Raw genomic sequence first — 16,168 nt, 5'->3', positions numbered from 1 at the left:
TATTGATAGTTGTTTTGTCCATCAGAGAAGCGATCCATGGAGAAGATTCCCTACCCGGCACAGATCGACCGCTCGCGATTCGAAGGCGATTCGCACGCGCAGGAAACCAAGTACGGACTTCCGTCCGAGGTACGTTTTTGCGTGCGTTGCGTGATCTCGAATCAGCGGCCGAATTCGGCGGTTGAATACAGCCACGTCAAGGAGAGCAAGAAGAAGACGATCAACCTCGATGACGAGGGGGTATGCGATGCGTGCCGCTTCGCCGAGAAGAAGAAGTCGACCATTGACTGGGACGAAAGGGAACGGCGCCTGCGTGACCTGTGCGACCAGCACCGTAGCCGGACCGGCGAGTACGACTGCATCGTCCCGGGATCGGGCGGCAAGGACAGCTTTTTCGCGTCTCACATCCTGCGCACCAAGTACGGGATGCATCCGCTGACGGTGACCTGGGCGCCTCACATTTACACCGAATGGGGATGGAAGAACTTCCAGGGCTGGATTCACGCCGGGCACGATAATCTGCTGACAACGCCGAACGGCCGCGTGCACAGGCTTTTGACACGGCTTGCAGTGGATAATCTTTTCCACCCGTTCCAGGCCTTCATGTTCGGGCAGAAGTCGCTCGCGCCCAAGATGGCTTTGCTGCACAAGATTCCGCTGGTCTTTTTCGGAGAAAACGAAGCGGAGTACGGGAATCCGATCAGCGACACCGAGTCTGCCAAGCGGGACTGGTCGTATTTCACTGCGCAGGACCAGTCCAAGGTGAGTCTCGGGGGCGTCTCTGTTCCCGATCTCAAGAGACGCTTCGGAGTCGAACAGCAGGACCTGATCCCCTATCTGCCCGCAGACCCGAATCAGATCGAAGAACAAAAGGTCGAGGTACATTACCTCGGCTTCTACCTGAAGTGGCATCCGCAGAGCTGCTATTACTACGCCGTGGAACACGGCGGGTTCCAGGCATCTCCGGAACGCACGCCGGGTACCTATAGCAAGTACAACAGCATCGATGACCGGATCGACGATTTCCATTACTATACGACCGGTGTCAAGTTCGGCCTCGGCCGGGCCAGCTACGACGCGGCCCAGGAAATCCGGTCGGGCGACATTACGCGCGAAGAGGGCGTTGCACTGGTCAAGCGTTTCGACCACGAGTTTCCCGAGCGATTCGCCGACGAAATCTTTCGCTACCTGAGCATTCCGGAGTCGGAGTTTCCCGAAGCCAGTCGCATGTTCGAGCAGCCGAACATGACCCGAGAGTATTTCATGAGGCTGGCCGACCAGTTCCGCAGTCCACACCTCTGGACATGGGAGGGTGGGCAGTGGAAGTTGCGCCACGCAGTTTGGCACGAAGCTCACCGGGTTGCCTGAGCCGTAGGGAACGCATGAGCAACCTGAGAATCATTCCGCGCCTCGACATCAAGGGTCCGAATCTCATCAAGGGTGTGCACCTCGAAGGCCTGCGCGTCATGGGTGATCCGCAGGAGTACGCGGTCCGCTACTACGAGGCCGGTGCGGACGAACTGGTCTACATGGACATCGTCGCCAGCCTGTACGGACGCAACAACCTGTCGGACATCATCCGGCACGCCGCCGACCGGGTGTTCATTCCGATCACGGTGGGCGGAGGCATCCGCTCGGTCGACGACGCGCGCCACATCCTGCGTTCGGGTGCCGACAAGGTGGCCATCAACACGGCCGCCGTGGCGCGGCCGGCTCTGGTCACCGAGGTATCGCGCCGCTTCGGATCGCAGGCCATGGTGCTTTCCATCGAGGCCAAGCAGATCGCCTCGGGAAAGTGGGAGGCCTATACGGACAACGGTCGCGAACGCACTGGTCTCGATGTCATTGAATGGGCGATCAAGGGCGTCGAACTTGGCGCAGGAGAGATACTGCTGACATCGGTTGATCGCGAAGGGACGCGCAAGGGCTTCGATGTCGACCTCGTGCGCCAGGTGAGCGACGCGGTTCCCGTGCCCATCATCGCGAGCGGCGGCATGGGCAGCGTCGACCATTTCGTTCAGGTGGCGGTGCAGGGACACGCCGACGCCGTGTCGATGGCGGACATTCTTCATTACAAGCGGATTCCGCTCGGGCAGATTCGCGAAGCGGCGCTGAACGCCGGGCTGTCAGTGAGAGAGCTATAAGGTGAGCAAGCGCATTACTCTGGTCGATTACGGGATGGCCAACCTGCTGAACGTCGCGCGGGCCTTCGAGCATTGCGGCGCGGAGGTCCGGGTCGTCGAAGATCCGAAATCGGTCGCCAGCGCTGGCCGTCTCGTCGTCCCGGGCGTCGGGGCGTTCAAGGACTGCATTGACGAGGTGAACTCGCGCGGATTCGGCGACGCGATCCGGGATTTCGTGGCGACGGGGCGACCGATCTTCGGCATCTGCGTCGGGATGCAGATACTGTTCGACGTCAGCGAGGAGTTCGGCGAGCACAAGGGCCTCGGCATCCTGCCGGGGCGCGTCCGCGCGGTGCCCAATCGAACCGTGTCTGGCGAACCGCAGCGCGTGCCGCACATTGGCTGGAACCACCTGGTCCGGCCCGCGACTGGCCGGAATTGGCGCGGTACCCTGCTCGACGGTCTGGACGGCAAGCGACCCGCGGTCTACTTCGTGCATTCCTTCGCCGCTGATCCGGCGGATCCGACCGATCGCCTGGCCGATTGCCTCTATGGCGGCCACGCGATTTGCGCGGCAGTCCAGAGAGGCAACCTGATGGCCACGCAATTTCATCCCGAGCGTAGCGGAGAGACCGGGCTGTCGCTTGTCCGGCGTTTTCTGGACGTTTGATTCCGGGTTGGGGAATCGAGTCCGACATGCCAGAGCGATTCTTGGTCGTCAGTCTCGGCAGCATCGGGCGCCGACATCTGAAGAACCTTCGCAGCCTGCGTCCGCAGGCGCAGATCGGGGTATTGCGCCTGACCGCGGCGCAGAGGGGCGAAACTCTGCCGGGGGCCGACCGGCAATTCACCGACATCGACGAGGCGCTGGCCTTCGCGCCTGCCGCCGCCATCGTGTGCAGCCCGGCGACGACGCACGTTCGCGTAGCGTCGGCCCTGGTCGACCGGGGCATTCCCGTACTCATCGAGAAGCCGATCGCGGGTGACCTGGCGGGGCTTGATGATCTACTTGCGCTGGCGATACGCCGCGGTGTACCGCTGATGACCGCCTACAACCTCCGCTTCCTGCCGTCGCTCAGGGAGGTGCGCCAGATCGTTGAATCGGGGGCGATCGGGGAGGTGCTGGGCGTGCGTGCCGAGGTGGGGCAATATCTTCCGGACTGGCGGCCGGGATGCCGTTACCAGGACTCGGTGTCAGCCCGGCGCGACCTCGGCGGCGGTGCCCTGCTCGAACTCAGCCACGAGATCGACTACGTGTACTGGATGTTCGGCATGCCATCCCGCGTTGCGGCGATGGGGGGGTGCTACGGGGAACTTGGAATCGAGGTCGAGGACATGGCCTCGCTGTGCCTCGAGTACGATCGCCCGCGCCGGCTGGTCAATATTCATCTCGATTTCCTGCAGCGCTCGGTGTCGCGGACCTGCAAGTTCATCGGCTCGCAGGGGACGCTGGTCTGGAACGGCATGACCGATGTTCTGGAGTTGTATCGCCCGGATTCCGGGGCATGGTCCCGCGCCGAGGTTCCGGCCGTGCCGGACAGGAACGCGATGTACCTGGACGAGCTGTCGCATTTCCTGGAGTGCGTCGAGCAGCGGCAGGCGCCGCTCATCGACGGGCACCAAGGGCGCGACGTGTTGCGTATCGTCGAGGCGGCCAAGGAATCGATCCGGCGCCGCTCGACCGTGGAGATCGGGAACGATGGTGTCGCCTAGCCTGCGAACGGTGTGTTTCGTCTTTGCCCGAGGCGGATCGAAGGGTTTGCCCGGAAAGAACATCAAGCTCCTGGCCGGGAAGCCGCTGATCGCGCATTCGATCGATTTGGCACGCTCGTCGTCGCGGATAGAAACGGTGATCGTCTCGACGGACGACCCCGCGATCGCCGAGGCGGCGCGCCAGGCCGGCGCCGAGGTGCCGTTCATGCGACCGGCAGAGCTGGCGTCCGACACGGCGCCCGAGTGGCTGGCCTGGCGACATGCGATCGACTGGTTCGAGCGGGAGCGCGGCAGGTTCGACGTGTTTCTCAGCTTGCCGCCGACCTCGCCGTTCCGGGCGCTGGAGGATGTCGAGGGCTGCCTCGATGCGCTCGCGGCCGATCCGGCGGCCGACGTGGCGATCACGGTGCGCGAGGCCGAGCGCAGCCCTTATTTCAACATGGTGTCGCTGGACCAGCAGGGCTATGCCGGACTGGTGATTCCGCCGGCCGGCGGAATCAGCCGGCGGCAGGATGCCCCGAAGGTCTACGACATCACCACCGTGGCCTACGCGGCACGGCCGCAATTCGTCCAGCGCGCAGGGCGCCTGTTCGAGGGTGCGGTACGGACGGTCCGTGTGCCGGCAGAGCGTGCATTGGATATCGATACGCCCTACGACTTCGAACTTGCGCAGGCGATCACAATGATCAGGGCAGGACGGGCGAAAGACTGAGAACGCGGGAACGAAGGACATGAGATCACTCGATGCAATGATGAACCTCGAGGGCCGCGTCGCCGTGGTGACGGGCGGCGCCGGCCATCTGGGCGGGGCAATGGCCGACGCGCTGGCCGAACTCGGATGCGCGATCTGCCTGCTCGATCGGCCGGGCAGTGCGCTGCAGGATCGCTGCGACGAACTGGGCTCGCTGCGGAAGGTGGAGGTGGCGGGATTCGAGGTCGACCTCGAGCAGGAGAGTTCGCGCGCCTCGGTGCCCGGCCTGGTGGCAGACCGCCTTGGCCGGGCGGACATCCTGATCAACAACGCGGCCTTCGTCGGGGACAGCACCCTCAAGGGCTGGGTGGTGCCCTTCGAGGAGCAGCGGATCGACACCTGGCGGCGGGCGCTGGAGGTTAACCTGACGGCGGCTTTCCATCTTTCCCAGTTGCTGTCGCCGATGCTCCGGGCGGGAGGCAAGGGATCGATCGTCAATGTCGGTTCGATCTATGGCGTCGTCGGTCCGGACCTCAGGCTTTACGAAGGGACGGCGATGGGCAACCCGGCGGCGTACGCGGCGAGCAAGGGCGGCCTGGTGCAGATGACGCGCTGGCTGTCGTCGGTGCTGGCACCTGACGTGCGGGTCAATTGCATCAGCCCGGGCGGCATTGCCCGCGGCCAGCCGGCGGTGTTCGCCGAGCGCTACGTGTCGCGGACGCCTTTGCGCCGGATGGGAAGCGAGGAGGATTTCAAGGGCGCGATCGCCTTTTTCGCGAGCGATCTCTCGGCCTGGGTGACCGGCGAGAACCTGATGGTCGACGGCGGATGGACGGTCTGGTGAGTCGAATGAAGAAGACCTTCGTCATCGCCGAGGCCGGTGTCAATCACAACGGCGACGAAAATCTGGCGCTCCGGCTCGTCGAGACGGCGGCGCGTGCCGGTGCCGACGCGGTGAAATTCCAGACGTTCTCGGCGGAGAAGCTCGTCGCGCCGGGTGCGAAGAAGGCGGAGTACCAGGCACGGGAGACGGGGGACGGCGACCAGTATTCGATGCTGAAGGCGCTGGAGTTGTCCGAGGCGGTGCATCGTCGGATCTACGAGCGCTGCAGCGTGCTGGGCATCGAGTTCATGTCGACGCCGTTCGACGAGGATGCCGCGGATTTCCTGCTCGCGCTGGGGATGCGGCGTATCAAGGTTCCGTCGGGCGAGATCACCAATGAGCCCTTCCTGGAGTTCCTGGCCGCCAAGGGGGTTCCGATGATCCTCTCGACGGGCATGGCGGATCTGGACGAGATCCGGCGCGCGGTTGCGGTCGTCGGAGCGGCACGCGAGCGGGCGGGTCTGGAAGGTTCGCTGGCCGACGTGCTGACGATCCTGCACTGCACGTCCAACTATCCGGCGGCGTACCGGGACGTCAATCTGCGCGCCATGCAGACGATTGCGCAGGAAACCGGGTTGCCGGTCGGATATTCGGATCATACGGCGGGGTTGGCGGTATCCACCGCGGCCGTGGCGATGGGCGCGACGGTGATCGAGAAGCACTTCACGCTGGATCGCGACCTGCCGGGGCCAGACCACAAGGCCTCGCTTTCACCCGACGAGCTTGGTGCGCTGGTTCGGCAGATTCGCGACGTCGATGAAGCGCTGGGCTCGGACGAAAAGTGCCCGACCAAGTCGGAGTTGCCGGTTCGCGCGCTGGTTCGCCGCAGCGTGACGACCGCCCGGCCGATCCAGGCGGGCGCGGTGCTCGGTGCCGCCGATCTCGCGTTGCTTCGTCCGGGAACGGGCATCGCCCCCGCCGACCTGGCGCGAGTCGTCGGTCGCGTCGCATGCCGCGATCTGCCGGCCGGCAAGACGCTCCAGTGGACGGACCTGGCCTGATGCGCCGAATCTGCTATGTCACCGGCACGCGGGCCGATTTCGGCCTCATGCGGCGCACGCTCGAGGCGATCCGCGATTCGGGTGACCTCGGGTTGTCGATCGTTGCGACGGGCATGCATCTCGATGAACGGTACGGGCTGACGATCCGCGAGATCGAGGCCGCCGGGCTTCCGGTGTCTGCGCGCGTCGATCTGGAGGGGGCGCGGGTGACCGACGGCGCGACGATGGCGCGCGACGTCGGCCGGATGACGATCGGCATGGTTGAGGCGTTCCAGCGGATCGCGCCCGACATCGTGCTGTTGCTTGGCGACCGCGGCGAGATGCTGGCGGGCGCCATTGCCGCGTTGCATCTCAACATTCCGATTGCGCATGTCCATGGCGGCGAGCGTTCCGGGACGATCGACGAGTCGGTTCGCCACGCGATCTCCAAGTTGTCGCATTTCCACTTCGTCGCGACCGAGGAGTCGCGGACACGGTTGGTGCGCATGGGAGAGCGTCCTGAACGTATCCACGTGACCGGAGCGCCCGGCCTCGACGGGATCGAGGAGGACGCGTCGATCGGGCGGGGCGACCTGCTCGCCGGCATGAAACTGGATCCGCTGCGTCCTGTGGCGCTGTTCGTGTTTCATCCGGTCGTCCAGGAAGCGGAGTGCGCGGGCGCAGATGCGTCGGAGATCCTGGCTTGCCTGGCAAGACATGGCCTGCAGCTTGTCGCATTGCGGCCGAATTCGGATGCCGGATCTTCCGAGGTGGTCCTGGCGCTGGAGCGGTGGCGGCACGATCCTTCCGTGCGCGTTGTGACCCATTTGCCGCGTGACGCCTTCGTGTCGTGGATGGCCGCGGCTGACCTGATGGTCGGGAACTCGAGTGCAGGCATCATCGAGGCCGCGTCGTTCGGAACGCCGGTCATCAACGTGGGCAGCCGACAGAACCTTCGCGAGCGCAACGCGAACGTCATCGACGTCGAGGCCCGGGCCGAGGCGCTGGACGGCGCGGTGCGCCGTGCACTGCAATGCGGCCACTTCGCGATTCGCAATATCTATGGCGACGGCCATGCCGGCGGGCGGATCGTCAGCCATTTGCGCGGCCTGCCGCTCGACCCGTCGGTCTTGTCGAAAGCAAATGCGTACTAAGGAAATCCTGCTTTACGGTGCGGGCGGCCACGGAAAGGTGGTGCTTGATGCGTTGCTGACGTCGGTGGACGATCTTTCGGGCTTGCTGGTCGTCGATGCCAACCCGGAGCTTCATGGAACGGAATTCCTCGGGTTTGTGGTGGCCATGCCGGGGAATTGCCTGGCGCTGGCGCCCCGCAATTTTCACGTGTCCATCGGCCGTTGCGATGTGCGGCGTTCAGTGCACGAGCAGTTGGCGGGGCGGGGGCACGAGGCGATGACCGTGGTGCATCCGGAGGCGGTGGTGTCCAGGTTCGCGCGGGTCGAGTCCGGTTCGTTTCTGGCCGCGCGCAGCGTGTTGGGGCCCGGTGCAGCGGTCGGCGCGGGGGTGGTCGTTAACCACGGCGCGGTGGTCGACCACGACTGCACAGTCGGCGCTTTTTCCCACATCGCCCCGAACGCTACGCTCGGTGGTGCAGTGCGCATTGGCCCGGGGGTCTTGATCGGGGCCGGAGCGGTCGTGTTGCCGGGGGTGTCGATCGGGGAAGGTGCGACCATCGGTGCGGGAGCGGTCGTCGTTTCCGATGTCGCTGGATTTACGACGGTGGTCGGGGTTCCCGGCCGCGTTCTTCAACAGGAGAGCAGGGCTTGATTTTACCGAACGAACTGCTGATCACACGATCCGCGACCCTCAAGGAAGCGCTTGCCTGCCTGGAGAAGACCGCCATCGGCATCCTGCTGCTGGTGCGCGACGACGGCGTGTTCGAGCGAACCATCACGGACGGCGACCTGCGACGCCTTCTCCTGGCAGGACACCAGCTCGATGCACCGCTTGCGGTGCTGCCGGCGATGCAGTCGACGGTGGTGACGCGGGCGCATTCCCGGCGCGAGGCGCTAGACCTGATGAACCGCGTATTCATCAACCATCTTCCGGTCGTGGACGACGGCGGACGTGTCGTCGACCTGCTCGACCGCAAGGACATCGACCAGCAGATTCTCCTCTCGACGCCCCACATGGGGAGCGCCGAGCGCGAGTACGTCGAGGAGGCGTTCCAGACGAACTGGATCGCGCCGCTGGGCCCCAACGTGGATGCGTTCGAGCGCGAACTGGCCAGCCTCGTCGGCATCAAGCACGCGGCCGCTGTGTCGTCGGGCACGGCCGCGATTCACCTGGGGCTTCGTCTGCTGGGGGTCGGTCCCGGCGACCGCGTGTTCTGCTCCACGCTGACTTTCGCCGCCAGCGCAAATCCGATCGTGTACCAAGGCGCGGAACCGGTCTTCATCGATTCCGAACGCAAAACCTGGAACATGTCGCCCCTCGCCCTGGAACGCGCCTTCGAGGCGGCGCGTTCGGAGGGCTGGAAGCCCAAAGCGGTGGTCGTGGTCAACCTCTACGGACAGAGCGCCGACATGGATCCGATCCTCGAGATCTGCAATCGCTTCGGCACGCCGATGCTCGAGGACGCGGCCGAGTCGCTCGGCGCGATGTACAAGGGAAGGCAAAGCGGCACGTTCGGCGCGCTGGGCGTCTATTCGTTCAATGGCAACAAGATCATCACCACGTCGGGCGGCGGCATGCTGGTGTCCAACGACGGCGCGCTGATCGAACGGGCACGCTTCCTGTCCACCCAGGCGCGCGATCCGGCACCGCATTACCAGCACAGCGAGGTCGGCTACAACTACCGGATGAGCAACATCCTTGCAGGCGTCGGCCGCGGTCAGCTGATGGTGCTGAACGATCGCGTGCGGGCGCGGCGTGCGGTGTTCGAGACCTATCGCAGCGAGCTGTCGGATCTTCCGGTGATCGAATGGATGCCGCAGCCGGACTGGAGCTATTCCAATTGCTGGCTGACCGTTGCCACCATCGCGACGTCGTCGCGCGTGGGCAGCACCGAACTGATCCGGAGGCTGGCCGGCGAGTTCATCGAGGCGCGGCCCGTTTGGAAACCCATGCACCGGCAACCGGTCTTCGCCGGACGACGCTATTTCACCGCCGGTGACGAATCAGTGTCGGATCTCCTTTTTGAGAACGGCCTCTGTTTCCCTTCGGGGTCGAACATGACGCCCCAGCAGCTCGACCGCATCATTGGCGTCGTCCGCAGCATCCTGTCCTGAAACCGATGAAGAAGGTTTTCGATCTCGTTTTTGCCGTGATGCTGGCCTTTGTGCTGGCTATTCCTATGGCGGTCCTTGCGCTGCTGGTCCGGCTTTCGTCCCCCGGTCCGGCACTCTACTGGTCGGATCGCGTCGGACGGCACAACCGCATCTTCCGCATGCCGAAGTTCCGCAGTATGCGCATCGATACGCCGGAAGTCGCGACGCACCTGCTGGCGGACGCGAGGGCCTACCTGACGCCGATCGGCTCCTTCCTGCGCAGGACCAGTCTCGACGAGTTGCCACAGCTGTGGTGCATCCTGACCGGCGACATGAGCTTCGTCGGGCCGCGGCCGGCCTTGTTCAATCAGCATGACCTGATCGAGTTACGCACACGGGCCGGCGTGCACGAGATTATGCCGGGACTCACCGGCTGGGCGCAGATCAATGGCCGCGATGAACTCCCGATTCCGGAGAAGGTGGCACTCGATGCCGAATACTTGCGCCGGCGAGGCTTCTGGTTCGACCTCTGCATCATCTGGCAGACAGCGATCAAGGTGCTGCGGCGCGACGGCGTTTCGCACTGAGCCATGCCGGCCGACTAAAGTACAATAGTCGGCTGATCAACCGGGGCTCCTCCGGAGCTCGCTAAAGTCGATGCTTCCCCTCCTCGTGGTAAAACGGACGCTGGTGCTCGTTCATGACCTCTTCGCGGTGGTCGTGTGCTGGCTGCTCGCCTACTGGCTGCGCTTCAATCTTGAGCTTCCCGAGAGCTACCTGGCGGCGGCCCTGCGCTCGCTCGTGCTTGTGCTCGGCGTGCACGCCCCGGTGTTCTGGCTGCTCGGGCTCTATCGCGGCATCTGGCGCTACGCGAGCCTGATGGACTTGCGGCGGATCATCGTGGCGGTCGCCTTCTCGTCGATGACGGTAGCCGCTGCCGTGTTCATGCTGGCGCTGCCCGAAGTGCCGCGCTCGGTGCTGCTGCTGCACCCCCTGCTGCTGGTGCTGGCGATGGGCGGCAGCCGCTTTGCCTACCGCGCCTGGCGCGACCGGCTGCTCTATGGCCGGATGATGTTCGAGGGCGATCCGGTGCTGGTGATCGGCTCGGGCGATGCCGCCGACCGGCTGCTGCGCGAGCTCGCGCATTCCCGGGACTGGAGCGTGGTCGGCCTGGTGGCCGGCGATGCGTCGCGGCGGGGGCACGAAATCCGGGGCGTCAAGATCCTCGGTGAACTCGACGATCTGCCGCGCCTGGTCGAACAGCTGGCGGTCAGGAAGGCGATCGTCGCCATGCCGGAATCCTCTGCACACGAGCGCCGCCTCGCGATGGAGGCGGCAGTTCAGGCCGGCCTGTCGGTGATGACCGTGCCCAGTCTCGAAGACATGCTGTCCGGCAAGGTCGCCGTTTCGCAGGTCCGCCAGGTCCAGCTCGAGGACCTGCTCGGCCGCGAGCCGGTGCAGCTCGACGACGGCGGGCTGCGCGGCTGGCTCGGCGAGCACGTGGTGCTGGTCACCGGCGCCGGCGGCTCGATCGGCTCCGAGCTGGCGCGGCAGATCGCGCAGTTCCGGCCGCGCCTGCTGGTGCTCTTCGAACTCTCCGAATTCGCGCTCTACCTGCTCGAGCAGGAGTTCCAGGAGAAATTTCCGGCGGTGCCGATCGCCTGCGTCGTCGGCGACGTTAAGGATGCTGCGCTGCTCGATAAGGTGTTCGCCGCGCAGCGGCCGTCGGTGGTTTTCCACGCCGCCGCCTACAAGCACGTACCGCTGATGGAGGGCGACAACGCGTGGCAGGCGGTAAGGAACAACGTGGTCGGCTCGCGCTGCGTCGCCGAGGCGGCGCAGCGGCACGGCGTCGAGAAGATGGTGCTGGTGTCGACCGACAAGGCGGTCAATCCGACCAACGTGATGGGCGCGACCAAGCGCCTCGCCGAACGCGTGCTGTGCGGGCTGCAGCGCGACGGCGGCACGCGCTTCGTCACTGTCCGCTTCGGCAACGTGCTCGGTAGCAACGGCTCGGTGATCCCGAAGTTCCGCGAGCAGATCGCGCGCGGCGGGCCGGTCACGGTGACGCACCCGGACATCATCCGCTACTTCATGCTCATCCCCGAGGCGGCGCAGCTGGTGCTGCAGGCGGGGCTGATGGGGCAGGGCGGGGAGATCTTCGTGCTCGAGATGGGCGAGCCGATCCGCATCGCCGATCTTGCACGCGACATGATCCGCCTCTCCGGCTTCTCCGAGGACGAGATCAAGGTCGTCTACACCGGCCTGCGGCCGGGCGAGAAGCTCTACGAGGAGTTGCTCACCGACGCCGAGCAGACCTTGCCGACGCCGCATCTGAAGTTGCGCGTGGCACGTGCCGAGGAGGCGCCGGCGGCCGACTGGCAGCAGGAGCTGGCTGCCTGGCTGGCCGAGACGCAGCCGGCCGAACCGGCGGCGGTGAAGGCGAAGCTCAAGCGCTTCGTCCCCGAGTACGCGCCGCAGGCCTGATCGCGGAGCGACTGCCATGAGCACCTACGCCATCGGCGACATCCAGGGCTGCCACGATTCCTTCCTGCGCCTGCTCGACGCGTGCGCCTTCGATCCGGCACACGACCGCCTGTGGCTGGTCGGCGACCTGGTCAACCGCGGTCCGCATTCGCTGGCTACGCTGCGCTTCGTGAAGGCGCTCGGCGACGCGGCGCTGACGGTGCTCGGCAACCACGACCTGTATCTCTTGATGGTCGCCGAGGGCGTCGAGAAGCGACGCGGCAAGGACGACACGCTGGACGAGATCCTCGCCGCGCCGGACCGCGACGAGTTGCTCGACTGGCTGCGCCGGCAGCCGCTGTGCCACGTCGAGCGCGGCTTCTGCCTGGTGCATGCCGGGCTGCTGCCGCAGTGGCACGTGCATCGGGCGCGGGCGCTCGCCGCCGAGGTCGAGGCGCTGCTGCAGGGCGAGCGCTACCGCGACACGCTGGCGCACATGTGGGGCAGCGAGCCGGCGCAATGGTCCGACGACCTCGCCGGCTGGGAGCGCATGCGCGTCGTCGTAAACGCGATGACGCGCATGCGCTTCTGCTCGCCGGCTGGCGTCATGGAGTTCCACACCAAGGGCGAGGTCGCCGACGCGCCGCCGGGCTACCTGCCGTGGTTCGAGGTGCCGGGCCGCAAGAGCGCCGACCACGTGCTGATCACCGGCCACTGGTCGGCGCTCGGCCTGCGCGTCGAGCCTAATCTGCTGGCGCTGGACTCGGGCTGCCTGTGGGGGCGGCACCTGACGGCAGTGCGGCTGGAAGACCGACGGATCTTTCAGGTCGACTGCTCGCCGGCGGAAGCCCGAGGCTGAGCGCGATCGCGTCGTGCGCGGCGCGCGCCAGCTCGCGCCGCTCGCGGCCGGGCGTAGTCAGCGGCGGCGTCGGGCGCAGGCGGGCGACGATGCTTCGTTCGCCCAGCATCGTCGCAAGGCATTGGCCGAGGCTGGTGTCGCCGACGTAGGCCGGCGCCAGCGAGCGCCGGCCGTCCGGCGTCTCGTAGGCGAGCGCCAGCGGCTGGACCGGCCGCCCGGTCTCGACCGCCGGCTGCAACAGCGCGCCGTGGAAGCCGAGCAGGCAGCTGCCGTTGGTCGTCGTGCCTTCGGGAAAGATCGCGACATCCTTGCCCGCGTTCAGCAAGGCGTCGATCTCGGCGTTGACGATCTTCGCGTGGCCGCGGCTGCCGCGGCGCAGGAACACCGTGTCGGTGCGCGCCGCCAACCAGCCGACCAGCGGCCATTGCCGCACGTCGGCCTTGGCGACGAAGGCGACCGGCCGCGCCGCGTTGATCACGAAGACGTCGACCCAGGAGATGTGGTTGGCGACGATCAGGCTGCCCGGCGCGACGCCGCCGAGCGCCGCATCCAGCCGGATGCCGAGGATGTCGAGCAGGCGCCGCGACCAGCGCTGCTTCAGCGCTAGCCGGCGGGCGTCGCCGACCAGCGGGTAGATCAGCGCGACGGTGGCCAAACCGCGCAGCAGGTGCGCCGCGAGGCGGGTGGCGCGCAGTGCGCGGACGATTCTCGGCGTCGGTGTCGGCTTCAGTCTCGGTTCCCCAGGAAGTGGCGCGCGTAACGGGCGTCGAGCCGGCTCATCGGCAGCAGTACCGGCAGGTCGGCGGTGTTGAAGTCCGGATCCCAGGCCGGCGCGCCGCAGATCCAGGCGCCGGCGCGCAGGTAGCCCTTGATCAGCGGCGGCACCGGCGGCTGCTGCGCGTCCGGCAGATGGCCGTCAAGCGCCGCCAGCGGCAGCGGGCAGCGCGGGAAGACGCGGTATTCGAGCGGGCTCATGTGCTCGCCGAGGCGATTATACAGAGTGGCGGCGGCGTGCCCGCCGTCGGCCATGCTGACGCTGGCGCAGCCGATCAGGAAGTCGTGGCCGCCCTCGACCATGTAGCGGGCGAGGCCGGCCCACAGCAACGCGATCGTCGCGCCGCTGCGGTAGTCCGGATGCACGCACGAGCGGCCGATCTCGACCAGGCGCGGGCGCAGGTGCTGCAGCCGGGTCAGGTCGAACTCGTTCTCCGCGTAGTAGCCACCGACGCGCTTGGCGGCCTGCGGCGACAGGATGCGGTAGGTGCCGACCACTTCCGCGCTGCGTTCGTCGCGGACGATGAGATGCTCGCAATAGGGATCGTAGAGGTCGTGGTCGACGCCGGGCGTGCGCGTCGGCAGGCGGGCGCCGAGCTCGCCGGCGAAGACCCGGTAGCGCAGGCGCTTCGCCTCCTCGATTTCCGCCGGCCCGGCGGCGAGTCCGACGCTGAGCTGGTGGCGCGCCGGGCGGGCATGCTGCTGTTGGAGCTGGGGGGGCGTGTCGTGCATGTGTCGTTCTCCGCGTTGTTGTGGAGAACGACTTTAGGCGGCGCGCGTTACGCGCCCTTGTCGGGCAGGTTACCGGCGGGTTTCAGCGGTGGGGCCTTTGGAGAGAGGCTGTGCGTCCCCCACGGGGACTTCTTCGCGATGTGCTGGCGCACATCGCTCCCTGCGCCCCCGGGAATACGTCTTCGCGATCTGCGCTGCACCTCGCTCAGTGCGCACCCCGGGAGTGCTTCCTCGCGATACGCAGTGCGTATCGCTCAGTGCGCACCCCAAGAGTACTTCCTCGCGATGTGCGCAGCACATCGCTCAGTGCGTCACGCGGGTGCCACCGGCGCCGGAGAGCAGGCGGACGCGGTCGCCGGCGCGGAAGACCTCGTCGCCTTCCTGGACGATCGCGGTCAGCTGGCCGTTGTCGAGGCGGACGGTGATTTCCACCCCGGTCTTGCGCGTGACCCCCTCCTCGATCGCCGAGCCGGCGATGCCGCCGACGACGGCGCCGACGACGGCGCCAACAATCTGTCCCTTGCCGCCGCCGACGTGGCTGCCGCCGACGCCGCCGGCGACTGCGCCGGCCGCGGTGCCGACGCCGGACTTGGTGCCCTCGATCTGCACCTCGCGCACGCTCTCGACGACGCCGGTGCGCACGACCATCTCCTGCCGCGTCTGCTCGCGCGTGTAGGCGCTGCCCGACTTGCTGGCGGCGCAGCCGCCAAGCACGGTGGCGGCGAGGGCGAGAGTGAGGGCGGCGAGTTGGCGGTTCATGCGCATCTCCGGAAAAGAGTTACCAAGGGCGGCTGCCGAACGCGTCGGCGAAGCGGCGGGCGATCTCCTCGCGGCTCGGCGCGTGGTTCTGGCCGCCGCGGTGGGCGATCTTGATCGCGCCCATCACCGCCGCGAGGCGGCCGGTGTCGAGCCAGTTCCAGCCGCGCGCGATGCCGTACAGCAGGCCGGCGCGGTAGGCGTCGCCGCAGCCGGTCGGGTCGACGATCGCATCGGCTTTAACGCACGGGATCTCGTGGCGTTGACCGTCGGCGAAGATCCACGATCCTTCGCCGCCGCGGGTGACGATCAGCGCCTTGACCTTCGTCGCCAGCGTCTGCAGCGACTGGCCGGTGCGCTCGCAGGCGAGCTGCGCCTCATAGTCGTTGAAGCAGGCGTAGTCGGCGAGTTCCAGGAAATCGTTGAGGTCGTCGCCGGAGAACATCGGCAGGCCCTGGCCCGGATCGAAGATGAACGGCACGCCGGCGGCGGCGAAGTCGCGCGCGTGCTGCAGCATGCCTTCGCGGCCGTCCGGGGCGACGATGCCGAGCGCGGCGCCGACGGCGTGCTGCACCTTGTTCAGGTGCGAGAAGCTCATCGCGCCGGGGTGGAAGGCGGTGATCTGGTTGTCGCCGAGGTCGGTGGTGATGAAGGCCTGCGCGGTGAAGCTGCCGGGAACGTGGCGCACGTGGTCGCGCGGCAGGCCGAGCCTGTCGAGGCGCTCGAGGTAGGGGGCGGCGTCGTCGCCGACGGTGGCCATGATGTACGGCTCGCCGTCGAGCAGCATCAGGTTGTAGGCGATGTTGCCGGCGCAGCCGCCGTATTCGCGCCGAAGTTCGGGAACCAGGAACGCAACGTTCAGGATGTGGATCTGATCGGGCAGGATGTGGTTCTTGAAATGGTCGTTGAAGACCATGATGTTGTCGTAGGCGATGGAGCCGCAGATCAGCGTTTTCATTGCGCG

The 16,168-nt window shown here is 66.6% G+C and carries 17 protein-coding genes; 13 read left to right on the top strand and 4 right to left on the bottom strand.

What is annotated here, in order from left to right:
* Nucleotides 1-36: 36 nt before the first annotated feature.
* The 13 genes from IWH25_RS01455 to IWH25_RS01395 all read left to right on the top strand — a co-directional run bounded on the left by IWH25_RS01455 (nt 37) and on the right by IWH25_RS01395 (nt 12,942).
* Complete coding sequence (locus tag IWH25_RS01455) at nt 37-1,368, top strand: N-acetyl sugar amidotransferase (protein ID WP_203387588.1); 1,332 nt, start codon at nt 37-39, stop codon at nt 1,366-1,368.
* A 14-nt stretch (nt 1,369-1,382) separates the two neighbouring features.
* Nucleotides 1,383-2,144: an imidazole glycerol phosphate synthase subunit HisF gene (hisF, locus tag IWH25_RS01450; protein ID WP_203387587.1), complete on the top strand. Its 762-nt coding sequence runs from the start codon at nt 1,383-1,385 to the stop codon at nt 2,142-2,144.
* Between the two features lies 1 nt (nt 2,145).
* The gene (gene hisH, locus IWH25_RS01445) at nt 2,146-2,793 is read left to right on the top strand and encodes an imidazole glycerol phosphate synthase subunit HisH (RefSeq protein ID WP_203387586.1); all 648 of its coding nucleotides are present in this window, start codon (nt 2,146-2,148) and stop codon (nt 2,791-2,793) included.
* Between the two features lie 41 nt (nt 2,794-2,834).
* Complete coding sequence (locus IWH25_RS01440) at nt 2,835-3,836, top strand: Gfo/Idh/MocA family protein (RefSeq protein WP_203387585.1); 1,002 nt, start codon at nt 2,835-2,837, stop codon at nt 3,834-3,836.
* 46 nt (nt 3,837-3,882) lie between these two features.
* Nucleotides 3,883-4,548, top strand: coding sequence for an acylneuraminate cytidylyltransferase family protein (locus IWH25_RS01435; RefSeq protein WP_203387584.1), 666 nt, complete (start codon nt 3,883-3,885; stop codon nt 4,546-4,548).
* Nucleotides 4,549-4,585: 37 nt separating this feature from the next.
* Nucleotides 4,586-5,371 (top strand): SDR family oxidoreductase, encoded by a 786-nt coding sequence (locus IWH25_RS01430; RefSeq protein WP_203387583.1) that lies wholly within the window; start codon nt 4,586-4,588, stop codon nt 5,369-5,371.
* Nucleotides 5,372-5,376: 5 nt separating this feature from the next.
* Nucleotides 5,377-6,411 (top strand): N-acetylneuraminate synthase, encoded by a 1,035-nt coding sequence (gene neuB, locus IWH25_RS01425; RefSeq protein WP_203387582.1) that lies wholly within the window; start codon nt 5,377-5,379, stop codon nt 6,409-6,411.
* Entirely contained in the window at nt 6,411-7,544 is a 1,134-nt protein-coding gene (gene neuC, locus IWH25_RS01420; RefSeq protein WP_203387581.1) for a UDP-N-acetylglucosamine 2-epimerase, read from the top strand. The genes neuB and neuC overlap by 1 nt, the downstream gene beginning before the upstream one ends.
* Entirely contained in the window at nt 7,534-8,175 is a 642-nt protein-coding gene (locus IWH25_RS01415) for a NeuD/PglB/VioB family sugar acetyltransferase (protein WP_203387580.1), read from the top strand. The genes neuC and IWH25_RS01415 overlap by 11 nt, the downstream gene beginning before the upstream one ends.
* Nucleotides 8,172-9,638 (top strand): aminotransferase class I/II-fold pyridoxal phosphate-dependent enzyme, encoded by a 1,467-nt coding sequence (locus IWH25_RS01410; protein ID WP_203387579.1) that lies wholly within the window; start codon nt 8,172-8,174, stop codon nt 9,636-9,638. Before IWH25_RS01415 ends, IWH25_RS01410 begins: the two co-directional genes overlap by 4 nt.
* 5 nt (nt 9,639-9,643) lie before the next feature.
* Nucleotides 9,644-10,204, top strand: a complete 561-nt coding sequence (locus IWH25_RS01405; RefSeq protein ID WP_203387578.1) for a sugar transferase — start codon at nt 9,644-9,646, stop codon at nt 10,202-10,204.
* Between the two features lie 70 nt (nt 10,205-10,274).
* Nucleotides 10,275-12,104 (top strand): polysaccharide biosynthesis protein, encoded by a 1,830-nt coding sequence (locus IWH25_RS01400; protein WP_203387577.1) that lies wholly within the window; start codon nt 10,275-10,277, stop codon nt 12,102-12,104.
* A gap of 16 nt (nt 12,105-12,120) precedes the next feature.
* Nucleotides 12,121-12,942 (top strand): symmetrical bis(5'-nucleosyl)-tetraphosphatase, encoded by an 822-nt coding sequence (locus tag IWH25_RS01395; RefSeq protein ID WP_203387576.1) that lies wholly within the window; start codon nt 12,121-12,123, stop codon nt 12,940-12,942.
* Here IWH25_RS01395 and IWH25_RS01390 read toward each other — a convergent pair.
* The 4 genes from IWH25_RS01390 to IWH25_RS01375 all read right to left on the bottom strand — a co-directional run bounded on the left by IWH25_RS01390 (nt 12,827) and on the right by IWH25_RS01375 (nt 16,162).
* Nucleotides 12,827-13,597: a lysophospholipid acyltransferase family protein gene (locus IWH25_RS01390; protein ID WP_238998971.1), complete on the bottom strand. Its 771-nt coding sequence runs from the start codon at nt 13,595-13,597 to the stop codon at nt 12,827-12,829. The genes IWH25_RS01395 and IWH25_RS01390 overlap by 116 nt on opposite strands.
* A gap of 71 nt (nt 13,598-13,668) precedes the next feature.
* Complete coding sequence (locus IWH25_RS01385) at nt 13,669-14,448, bottom strand: GNAT family N-acetyltransferase (protein WP_203387575.1); 780 nt, start codon at nt 14,446-14,448, stop codon at nt 13,669-13,671.
* A gap of 303 nt (nt 14,449-14,751) precedes the next feature.
* Entirely contained in the window at nt 14,752-15,207 is a 456-nt protein-coding gene (locus tag IWH25_RS01380; RefSeq protein WP_238998970.1) for an outer membrane lipoprotein, read from the bottom strand.
* A 19-nt stretch (nt 15,208-15,226) separates the two neighbouring features.
* The gene (locus tag IWH25_RS01375) at nt 15,227-16,162 is read right to left on the bottom strand and encodes a carbohydrate kinase family protein (RefSeq protein ID WP_203387573.1); all 936 of its coding nucleotides are present in this window, start codon (nt 16,160-16,162) and stop codon (nt 15,227-15,229) included.
* Nucleotides 16,163-16,168 lie beyond the last annotated feature (6 nt).

The sequence above is a fragment of the Azospira restricta genome (assembly GCF_016858125.1).
In the GTDB taxonomy this organism is placed as follows: Bacteria; Pseudomonadota; Gammaproteobacteria; order Burkholderiales; family Rhodocyclaceae; genus Proximibacter; species Proximibacter restrictus.
Note: the sequence above shows the minus strand (reverse complement) of the source record. Positions and strands in the feature narration are given on the sequence as shown.

Coding starts and splice junctions, on each gene's coding strand:
- IWH25_RS01455 (WP_203387588.1), top strand. CDS start 37: ATGGAGAAGATTCCCTACCCGGCACAGATCGACCGCTCGCGATTCGAA.
- hisF (WP_203387587.1), top strand. CDS start 1,383: ATGAGCAACCTGAGAATCATTCCGCGCCTCGACATCAAGGGTCCGAAT.
- IWH25_RS01430 (WP_203387583.1), top strand. CDS start 4,586: ATGATGAACCTCGAGGGCCGCGTCGCCGTGGTGACGGGCGGCGCCGGC.
- neuB (WP_203387582.1), top strand. CDS start 5,377: ATGAAGAAGACCTTCGTCATCGCCGAGGCCGGTGTCAATCACAACGGC.
- neuC (WP_203387581.1), top strand. CDS start 6,411: ATGCGCCGAATCTGCTATGTCACCGGCACGCGGGCCGATTTCGGCCTC.
- IWH25_RS01415 (WP_203387580.1), top strand. CDS start 7,534: ATGCGTACTAAGGAAATCCTGCTTTACGGTGCGGGCGGCCACGGAAAG.
- IWH25_RS01405 (WP_203387578.1), top strand. CDS start 9,644: ATGAAGAAGGTTTTCGATCTCGTTTTTGCCGTGATGCTGGCCTTTGTG.
- IWH25_RS01400 (WP_203387577.1), top strand. CDS start 10,275: ATGCTTCCCCTCCTCGTGGTAAAACGGACGCTGGTGCTCGTTCATGAC.
- IWH25_RS01395 (WP_203387576.1), top strand. CDS start 12,121: ATGAGCACCTACGCCATCGGCGACATCCAGGGCTGCCACGATTCCTTC.
- IWH25_RS01385 (WP_203387575.1), bottom strand. CDS start 14,448: ATGCACGACACGCCCCCCCAGCTCCAACAGCAGCATGCCCGCCCGGCG.
- IWH25_RS01380 (WP_238998970.1), bottom strand. CDS start 15,207: ATGAACCGCCAACTCGCCGCCCTCACTCTCGCCCTCGCCGCCACCGTG.
- IWH25_RS01375 (WP_203387573.1), bottom strand. CDS start 16,162: ATGAAAACGCTGATCTGCGGCTCCATCGCCTACGACAACATCATGGTC.